This is a genomic window from Desulfobacula sp., from assembly GCF_021107415.1.
The window spans coordinates 1-8,330 of the sequence record NZ_JAIOSW010000032.1 but is presented as its reverse complement, the minus strand read 5'-3'; the positions used below and the strand labels follow the sequence as shown (position 1 = coordinate 8,330).

At 38.4% G+C, this 8,330-nt stretch carries 11 protein-coding genes, 1 tRNA gene and 1 pseudogene; 11 read left to right on the top strand and 2 right to left on the bottom strand.

Going from position 1 to position 8,330, the window contains the following annotated elements; translation table 11 throughout:
• From K8S13_RS01825 to K8S13_RS25540, 11 genes and pseudogenes are all read left to right on the top strand, one after another.
• On the top strand, positions 1–561 hold a 561-nt coding region (locus K8S13_RS01825; protein WP_291459986.1), incomplete at its 5' end, for an acetate--CoA ligase family protein.
• A gap of 47 nt (positions 562–608) precedes the next feature.
• Positions 609–1,130: a 4'-phosphopantetheinyl transferase superfamily protein gene (locus tag K8S13_RS01820; protein WP_291459985.1), complete on the top strand. Its 522-nt coding sequence runs from the start codon at positions 609–611 to the stop codon at positions 1,128–1,130.
• Between the two features lie 20 nt (positions 1,131–1,150).
• A complete protein-coding gene (locus K8S13_RS01815; RefSeq protein ID WP_291459982.1) occupies positions 1,151–1,450 on the top strand; it encodes a DUF1844 domain-containing protein in 300 nt (99 codons plus the stop codon).
• A complete protein-coding gene (gene ispE, locus K8S13_RS01810) occupies positions 1,447–2,322 on the top strand; it encodes a 4-(cytidine 5'-diphospho)-2-C-methyl-D-erythritol kinase (protein WP_291459980.1) in 876 nt (291 codons plus the stop codon). Before K8S13_RS01815 ends, ispE begins: the two co-directional genes overlap by 4 nt.
• Before the next feature lie 22 nt (positions 2,323–2,344).
• Positions 2,345–2,419 (top strand) — tRNA-Gln (locus tag K8S13_RS01805).
• A gap of 73 nt (positions 2,420–2,492) precedes the next feature.
• Positions 2,493–3,431, top strand: a complete 939-nt coding sequence (locus K8S13_RS01800) for a ribose-phosphate pyrophosphokinase (protein WP_291459979.1) — start codon at positions 2,493–2,495, stop codon at positions 3,429–3,431.
• A 57-nt stretch (positions 3,432–3,488) separates the two neighbouring features.
• Positions 3,489–4,142, top strand: a complete 654-nt coding sequence (locus tag K8S13_RS01795; RefSeq protein WP_291459978.1) for a 50S ribosomal protein L25 — start codon at positions 3,489–3,491, stop codon at positions 4,140–4,142.
• Between the two features lie 11 nt (positions 4,143–4,153).
• Positions 4,154–4,735, top strand: a complete 582-nt coding sequence (pth, locus tag K8S13_RS01790) for an aminoacyl-tRNA hydrolase (RefSeq protein ID WP_291459977.1) — start codon at positions 4,154–4,156, stop codon at positions 4,733–4,735.
• 192 nt (positions 4,736–4,927) lie between these two features.
• Positions 4,928–5,461 carry a CarD family transcriptional regulator gene (locus tag K8S13_RS01785; RefSeq protein ID WP_291459976.1) on the top strand — a complete coding sequence of 178 codons (534 nt, stop codon included), beginning with the start codon at positions 4,928–4,930 and terminating at the stop codon, positions 5,459–5,461.
• Between the two features lie 63 nt (positions 5,462–5,524).
• Positions 5,525–6,454, top strand: coding sequence for an RluA family pseudouridine synthase (locus K8S13_RS01780; RefSeq protein WP_291459975.1), 930 nt, complete (start codon positions 5,525–5,527; stop codon positions 6,452–6,454).
• Between the two features lie 14 nt (positions 6,455–6,468).
• A pseudogene (locus K8S13_RS25540) lies at positions 6,469–6,801 on the top strand (hypothetical protein); the annotation flags it as partial.
• Positions 6,802–6,911: 110 nt separating this feature from the next.
• On the opposite strand, the gene K8S13_RS01775 reads toward K8S13_RS25540, so the two are convergent.
• Complete coding sequence (locus K8S13_RS01775) at positions 6,912–8,009, bottom strand: hypothetical protein (RefSeq protein WP_291459974.1); 1,098 nt, start codon at positions 8,007–8,009, stop codon at positions 6,912–6,914.
• Positions 8,010–8,067: 58 nt separating this feature from the next.
• A partial coding sequence (locus K8S13_RS01770) for a molybdopterin dinucleotide binding domain-containing protein (protein WP_291459973.1) occupies positions 8,068–8,330 on the bottom strand: 263 nt, incomplete at its 5' end.

Sequence of the window (8,330 nt, the reverse complement as noted above, 5' to 3'; positions counted from 1 at the left end):
GAAAAGATTGGATACCCGGTTGTCATGAAGATTGTCTCTCCTGATATCCTGCATAAAACAGATGCAGGCGGCGTTGTTGTCGGGCTTGAAGATAGTAAAGGCGTAGAAGAAGCGTTTGAAACAATCATGGAAAAAGCCAAAGCCTATAATCCCGATGCACAAATAGAGGGTGTTCTGATTCAGAAACTGGCTCCAAAAGGAAAGGAAGTTATTTTGGGGTTATCAAAAGATCCGGTCTTTGGACATGCCGTCATGTTTGGATTGGGAGGCATATTTGTTGAGGTCTATAAAGATGTTGTTTTCAGGTTATCCCCCATGGGCAGAAACGTTGCCAGAAGAATGATTAAAAGTATCAAAGGGTATCCGATCTTTAAAGGTATGCGGGGAGAGAAACCATCGGATATTGAAACTGTAGAAAAACATATTGTTTCGTTAAAAGCCATGGCAGATAATCATCCCATGATAAAAGAACTGGATATCAATCCCTTGTTTGTACACGAGGAAGGGGAAGGTACAACGGTTGCAGATATTATTATTCAACTGGAAAAGCAGGAGAGCTGATTATTTTTTTATATCCGGTTATTAATAAGGTACCTGAAACGATTAAAGTGTTGAAAGGCAGAGAAAAAGTTGTTGCCTTAAGTCAGTTTGCCAGGGAAAGTGCAAAGGCTTCCTCCTTAAAATCAAAGCTATATCTGGACATATTTGAAAAGGATGCCTTGGGAGTTCCTCTATCTTCAAATGGTATCTGCTGGTCTGTCAGTCATAAACTCGATTTTGTGGCAGGGGTTGTCTCAACAGAAAAGATCGGTGTTGACCTGGAGCGGATTAAGGATTTTTCTCATGCTTTGTTTGACAGAATTATTGATCCGGAAGAGGAATTATATTTTGGAAACCAGGATAAACATACTGTTTTTTTCAGGGCATTTACAGCAAAAGAAGCTGTATTAAAAAAAACAGCAGTTGGGATACGGGGTCTGTCTAAAGCAAAGATAAAAACTGTTATTGATGATAAAAATTTAGTTGTTCACTATTTAGATAAAAAATATTTAGTTGAAAGTTTTTATTTTGACGGGTACCTTGCATCAGTGACAAAAGATCACTTTGATATTCAATGGACGATAGGATAATTTATTCAAGGAGAAAGAAAATGGATAAAGGAAACGGTTTTACAATGAAAGATGCCCCAACAGGCACCAAAGGCCCGTTAAAAATTGATTTTTCAAGCTTTATTTTATCATTATATTCATCAGGACTTGTCCAGCTTGGCAAGGTTGAAGATCCTTCAACCGGAAAAAAATCCATTAATCTTGAACTGGCAAAGCACACCATTGATATGATTGCCATGCTGGAAGAAAAGACCAAAGGGAATTTGACCGAGGACGAAACTAAGCTTCTTGGGGCATTGCTCACTGAAATCAGGATGGCATATGTTGAGGCAAAAGCTTGATAAAAAGAGGTGCATCCTTTGCAAAGATAAACCTGTTTTTGTATGTCACCTCCAAACGAGAGGATGGGTATCATAACCTTTATTCTCTGATGACACAGATTGATCTGTGGGATGATATTTATATTGATTTTTCACAAAAAGAATTGTCGATTGCCTGTGATCATCCTGATGTGCCGAGCGATGAATCAAATCTCGCTTATAGAGCAGCGGTATTGTTTTATCATTTATTTAAAAAAAAAAGTTGTGAAAAAAAAGGTCTTTCCATTGAAATCAAAAAAAGAATTCCCCCGGGAGGGGGACTGGGTGGTGGGAGCAGTAACGCAGCAACTATTCTAACCATTTTAAACAATTATTATAAAAGACCTTTTTCAAAAGCAGAACTGATGAAAATAGGATTGAGTCTGGGTGCAGATGTCCCCTTTTTTATTTTTGGAAGTCCGGCAATTGCAAAAGGTGTTGGAGAAAGGCTTGAAAAAGTACCAAATTTAAGACCATATCATCTTGTTTTGTGTGACCCCGGTATTGCTGCGTCAACAGCAAATGTATATAAAAATATTGATTTTAGATTGACATTAAACCAAAAATATAATATGAACACTGGTTTGAATATACCGTTACGGGGACAGGAATTTGATGTAAGGGATCAGATGCACAATGACCTTGAAGAATCGGCATGCAGGCTCTATCCTGAGATCAAAGAAACAAAAGAAGAGATGGAATTATTGTTGCAGCGCAGAGTAGTTATGACGGGAAGCGGTTCATCTCTTTTTGCTCTTTTCTCAGCCCGTGAAAACGCAAACAAGGGCTATGAAAGGCTTTTGAGAAAGTGGGCCAGGAGCAAAAGAAAAATATTTCTTTCCTCGTTTAAGTAGAATTTGTAATAGTTTAATGTATTGGGGCGTCGTCAAGTGGTAAGACACAGGGTTTTGATCCCTGCATTCAGAGGTTCGAGTCCTCTCGCCCCAGCCATATTTTAATAACCTGATTTTATACCTGATTTTATGCCTGATTTTATAAATTGGGGGGGGAAAAGAGATTTGATATGAATGGCTTGTCAATTTTTGCGGGTAATTCGAATCCTGTTCTTGCAGACAAGATTTCAGAATATCTTGCAAAACCGTTAGGGAAATTGAAAGTTAACCGTTTCAGTGATGGAGAAATTCAGGTTGAAATCCAGGAGAATGTAAGGAAACAGGAAATCTTTGTGATCCAGTCCACCTGTAATCCTGTGAATGAAAATCTTGTTGAGTTGTTACTTTTAATTGATGCTTTTAAACGGTCTTCTGCCAGTAGAATTACTTCGGTTATTCCTTATTTCGGATATTCACGGCAGGATAAAAAAGTATCTCCCAGGGTTCCCATCAGTGCCAAATTAATGGCAGACCTTCTTGAGAATACAGGAGTTCACAGGGTGATAACAATGGATCTGCATGCCGGACAGATCCAGGGGTTTTTTAATTGTCCGGTGGATAACCTTTATGCTGCTCCGATCATAATTGATGATGTTAAAACCCGCCATCCCGAACACCTGGTTGTTGTCTCACCTGATGCCGGTGGTGTTGAAAGGGCAAGGGCATATGCCAAACGACTCAATGCCAGCCTTGCCATTATTGATAAAAGAAGAAGTGCGCCCAATAAGGCAAAAGCCATGGCCATTATCGGGGATGTTAAGGATCAAACAGCGATTATTCTTGATGACATGGTTGATACGGCAGGGACATTGACAGAGGCTGCAAGTGTTATCATGGACAAGGGCGCAAATGCGGTTCATGCGTATTGCACGCATCCCGTGCTTTCAGGACCGGCTATTGATCGAATAAACAAATCATCTTTAAGTTCTCTTGTTGTAACAGATACTATCCCTCTGTCCAAAGAAGCAGAACACTGCGACAAAATTGAGACGCTGTCCATTGCCAAACTGGTTGGTGAAGCGATTATGCGTAGTTACAGGGGTGATTCTGTAAATTCTCTATTTGTATAAAATAATTGATATATTAGTTTTTAAGCATGCATGCATGCAGTTACGGAGGAAAGAACGTTGGAATTAATTGAGTTAAACGCAAAATCAAGAGAAACTAAGGGTAAAGGTGCTGCCAGAGTATTAAGAAGAAATAATGCCATACCTGCTATTGTCTACGGGGCAAAAACAGAGCCTGCAATGCTCTCTCTTGAAACCGTCGAATTTATAAAAATCATCAGGGAACATGGCTCAACCGGGCTCTTTTTCAAGCTCAAGGTTGAAGGGGCTTCCGGAAAAGAGAAAATTGTTATGCTTAAGGATATGCAGATGGATACATTTGGATTGAATTATCTGCATATTGATTTGCATGAGATTGATATGGATACAATAGTTACTGTAAGTGTTCCGGTTGAAACCATTGGTGAAAGTGTCGGCGTCAAAGAGGGCGGTCTTCTCCAGATTATCAGACGTGAACTTGATGTGGTCTGTAAACCGGCTGACACACCCTCCAGTATCCAGATTGATATTAATGATCTTGACGTTGGTGATTCAGTTCATATTGAAGACATTGACCTGGGTGAGAATGTTGAAATTCCCCATGACGTTAATTTTACAGTGATTACAATTGGCGCACCGACTATAGAAGAAGAAGAAATTGATGAAGATGAAGAACTTCTGGAAGAGGGAGAAGTTGAGGCTGCCCCTGCTGATGAAGAGACTGCGGAAGAGTAATTCCATTGTAGATGTCGGATTCGAAATTTAAAATTATTGCGGGTCTGGGCAATCCAGGTAAAAATTATGCCCGGACCCGTCATAATATCGGCTTTTTAGTCGTTGAAGCCCTGGCTTCAAAATCCCGCCTTACGATTGATAAAACCCGGTTTGATTCTGAGTATGTGAAAGCAAGGATTAAAGGCAATGATGTTTTTCTTGTGAAGCCTTTAACCTATATGAATAAAAGTGGCTTCCCCATCCATAAATTTGCTTCATATTATAAAGTCGGTATGGAAGATATCATTATTGTCCATGATGATATGGACTTATCCTTTGGAAAAATCAAAATCGTTAAAAGCCGTGGCCATGGCGGACATAACGGTGTCCGCTCCATCATTGATGCTTTCGGTAAAAAGGATTGTATCCGAATCCGAGTAGGGGTCGGCCATCCCGGATCAGGAAGAGATGTGACAGGGCATGTTCTTGGCAGTTTTTCCCCTGATGAAATAAAAATACTGGACCATTGTATCGATACTGCGTCAGATGCCTGCCTTTATATCCTTGAAAATGGTGTGACGTCTGCCATGAATTTATTTAATACCAGACAATAGGCCACTAAGCATCCATTGTAATATAAAATACACTTGTGCTGACAAAAAATGGTGTCAAAAAGCTCAATGATTCCCGGAAGATGTTATTGAATTTTAATCGCTCATTAAATTATTTCATTGACAATATTGTTTAAATATGGTCTTCTGCCTGATGATGGGCTAATTGTTTCTATAAAAAAAAGGTGGCAATCTATGGTTGGAAAATCCAAAAAAACCAAGGCAAAAGAAGTAACATCAACTAAAAAAGAATTTTCCAAAGGTGATCTGGCTGTTTATCCTGCGCATGGTGTTGGCTACATTGAGTCAATTGAGAGCAAGGAGATAAACGGTGATACCTTAAATTTTTACATGATGAAGATCGTGGAAAATGGTATGGTGATTATGATTCCGACTTCAAACGTGGAATCAGTGGGCTTAAGGGAGGTCATCCCTGAAACAGAGGTTCCTGAAGTCTACAAGGTTATGCAGGCAAAGGCACAAGGTGCTGATAACCAGACATGGAACCGAAGATACAGGGAATATATGGATAAAATTAAAACCGGTTCCATTTATGATGTTGCTGAAGTTTTCAGAGACCTTTTCCAGTTAAAGCTTGAAAAAGATCTTTCCTTTGGTGAGCGCAAGCTTCTTGATACAGCTCAGAATTTATTGGTTCAGGAGCTGTCTACAGCCAAGGATATAGATGAAAAAGCCATGATGCAGGAGATTGAGAGCCTTTTTAACTAACACTCTTTAGTAGCAAACAAATTTGAAAACCGGCGGGCAAAACAGTTCGCCGGTTTTTTTATCATGAAAGTAAATATTAACATATCTGAAGATCTAATAGACACCCGTCTTGATATACTGATTTCCAATCTTACCAAGGCCTGTTCCAGAAGCAGGGCAGCACTTCTGATAAATAACAGTGATATTTTCGTTAATAATAAAAAAAAGAAACCAGGGTTCAGGGTAAAACCAGGTGATATTATTACCGGGATTATTCCTGATACTATTATTGATACTATTGTTTTGTCTGAAAAGATTCATCTGGATATTGAATTTGAAGATGAGTATATTATTGTTATCAATAAAAAGGCGGGTATGGTGGTTCATCCCGCACCGGGAAATCTGACCGGAACTCTTGTAAACGCATTATTGTGCCATGACCCCGAAATAAGAAGTGTTGGAGAAGATAAATTCAGATCCGGGATTGTCCACAGACTGGATAAAGATACCAGCGGTTTAATGGTAGTTGCTAAAACCCGCAAGGCTTTACATTTTCTGCAAAAAGAATTCAAACAGCGGCGGGTGGAGAAACGGTATCTTGCCCTGGTTTCCGGAAATTTTTCTGATGATGAGGGAGAAATCAATCTTCCCATTGGCCGACATCCGGTGAAAAGAAAAATAATGGCCATAAATCATGAAGATGGGAAATCAGCCAGAACATGCTGGAAAGTCAAAAAGCATTTTAAAACAGCCTGCCTGGTTGAGGCGCTGTTAAAAACAGGAAGGACCCATCAAATCAGAGTGCATTTTTACGCCATTGATCATCCGTTAATCGGAGACCGGATATATCAGCACAGAAGATATCGAAAGAAAAAAGGCATTACTTCCCGGCAAATGCTTCACTCCTGGCAGCTTGCTTTCAGGCATCCTTATTCAGGCAGGAAAGTGTTTTTTAAAGCCAAACTGCCTGAAGATTTTTTGCAAACACAGGCTTTACTGGAATCGCTTCCATGAAGAAAAGGTAAAATATGTCAAAAAACTATGATCCTAAAATGCACTCGGCTGAACATCTTCTGAACCAGTCAATGGTGAGCAAATTTGGATGTAACAGATGCTTCAGTGCTCACATCAATAAAAAGAAATCCAAATGTGATTATTATTTTGATCGTCCTTTGACTGAGCTTGAGACAAATCAATTACAGGAAACGGTAAATCAACAGATAGAAAAAGATCTTCCGATTATCATTGAAATCGTGTCCAGAGAGGACGCTCAAAAGCAATTTAACCTTGAAAGAGTGCCGGAAAAAGAAGGCTTAAATGAATTGAGAATTGTCCGTATCGGTGATTACGATGCCTGCCCGTGTATTGGCCCTCATGTGAGTTCAACCAGGGCACGACAACAGGGTTTGAGGACGGTGTCCTGCGGATCAGGTTTAAGCTTTTGTAAATTTGATACAGATTTTATTTGTGTTTATTCAAGTTCTTCAACAAAATCATCAACCATATCCTCTGTGTCACAGAGTAACAGGTCAATTTGTTTGATATTTTTAGTATGCAGCAATTGTTTTTTTGAACTCCTCAATGCATATAAAAATTTATTACGCATATCCTGGCCAGGGTTGTAACTATCAAATAAGTTAACCAGTTTTTCAATCATTGCCTCTATTTTTGATATTGCCTTCATCCGATGGGCTTTGGTTCGTTTTTGTACAATTTGATCATTATGCTTTTGAACCGTTTTCAATAATCGGTCTGCTTCAGTGATCAAATTGTAAGGAGAAGGTGATGCTAAAAGTTGGGTTAATCTGTTAAAATCTGCAAATATTTCTGAATTTTTCTTTATTTCAGTTAAGTTAACACGAAATTTTTCAATCGATTTAATCAACACCTCCCAAAATTTAACCTGCCGGGGATAAAAGGTCGAAAAGATTTTTATATTATCAGCCATTTTAGCGATTTTTTCTTTATTATTATAACAAGTATAAATTATGGAATAAGAGTCTTGCCTGGCCAACATTATTTTTAATGATTGCAAATGTTCATTGATTTTTTTGTTGCCCGGATAAAATGGTTTTTGAGCAATGGGTTTGAATGAATTAAGGCTTGTTTCCCAGTTTTTTAAATCCGATAGTAAAGAACAGGCAAAATCATATTGATCATTAAAATTATTATTATTTTTCCCCTTGAATAATTTTTGATAAAAATATGTCACATCCTGAAATATTGAATCCTTCACAACTTTATTTGTAAGTATTTCCACACATTTTTCTGGAGATTTAAGTAAAATTTGTTTGGCTTCAAAAGGTACAATATTTTTACCATCACTTCTAAAATGGATTTTTAATTCATGCGCAGACCAGAAAATATATTGGAGTGCATCAATCTCTGTTAAATCGTGCTGCTCCTTTAAATGGGGAATAAATTTATCCAATATTACCTGTCCATGGGTTTCAAATTGTTCGACGATACAAGAGACTACCAAATCTTGTTCTTGTCGGGCATTATTATCAAACCCAAATGTCAATTGCCTGGGGCCCAGTATTATTTCTTTTATATTTTGTATTTTCATGATTTGATAAAAGTTGTGAGTTGTAACTTTCACAACTCACAACTCAAAATTAAAAATTTTAGATAGCAGGTTCAATCTTTATAGCACAGACTTTAAACTCGGGTATTTTGGCTATTGGGTCCAGCTTTGCATTTGTCAGTTCATTGACTGCGGCCTTGGTGATATGGAAGGGGGTAAAAATGGTTCCTTCTACAGCTTTTGAGGATACTTTGAGTTTTGCACTGATTTTACGCCTGCGCGAAGACACATCCACCATAGATCCTGTATCAAGTCCGAGTATTTGAGCATCATTGGAAGATATCTCCACAAAACATTCAGGTG

Bases quoted from the DNA above. Each gene is read 5' to 3' on its own strand.
- K8S13_RS01815 (WP_291459982.1), top strand. From the start codon at position 1,151: ATGGATAAAGGAAACGGTTTTACAATGAAAGATGCCCCAACAGGCACC.
- K8S13_RS01800 (WP_291459979.1), top strand. From the start codon at position 2,493: ATGAATGGCTTGTCAATTTTTGCGGGTAATTCGAATCCTGTTCTTGCA.
- pth (WP_291459977.1), top strand. From the start codon at position 4,154: ATGTCGGATTCGAAATTTAAAATTATTGCGGGTCTGGGCAATCCAGGT.
- K8S13_RS01785 (WP_291459976.1), top strand. From the start codon at position 4,928: ATGGTTGGAAAATCCAAAAAAACCAAGGCAAAAGAAGTAACATCAACT.
- K8S13_RS01780 (WP_291459975.1), top strand. From the start codon at position 5,525: ATGAAAGTAAATATTAACATATCTGAAGATCTAATAGACACCCGTCTT.
- K8S13_RS01775 (WP_291459974.1), bottom strand. From the start codon at position 8,009: ATGAAAATACAAAATATAAAAGAAATAATACTGGGCCCCAGGCAATTG.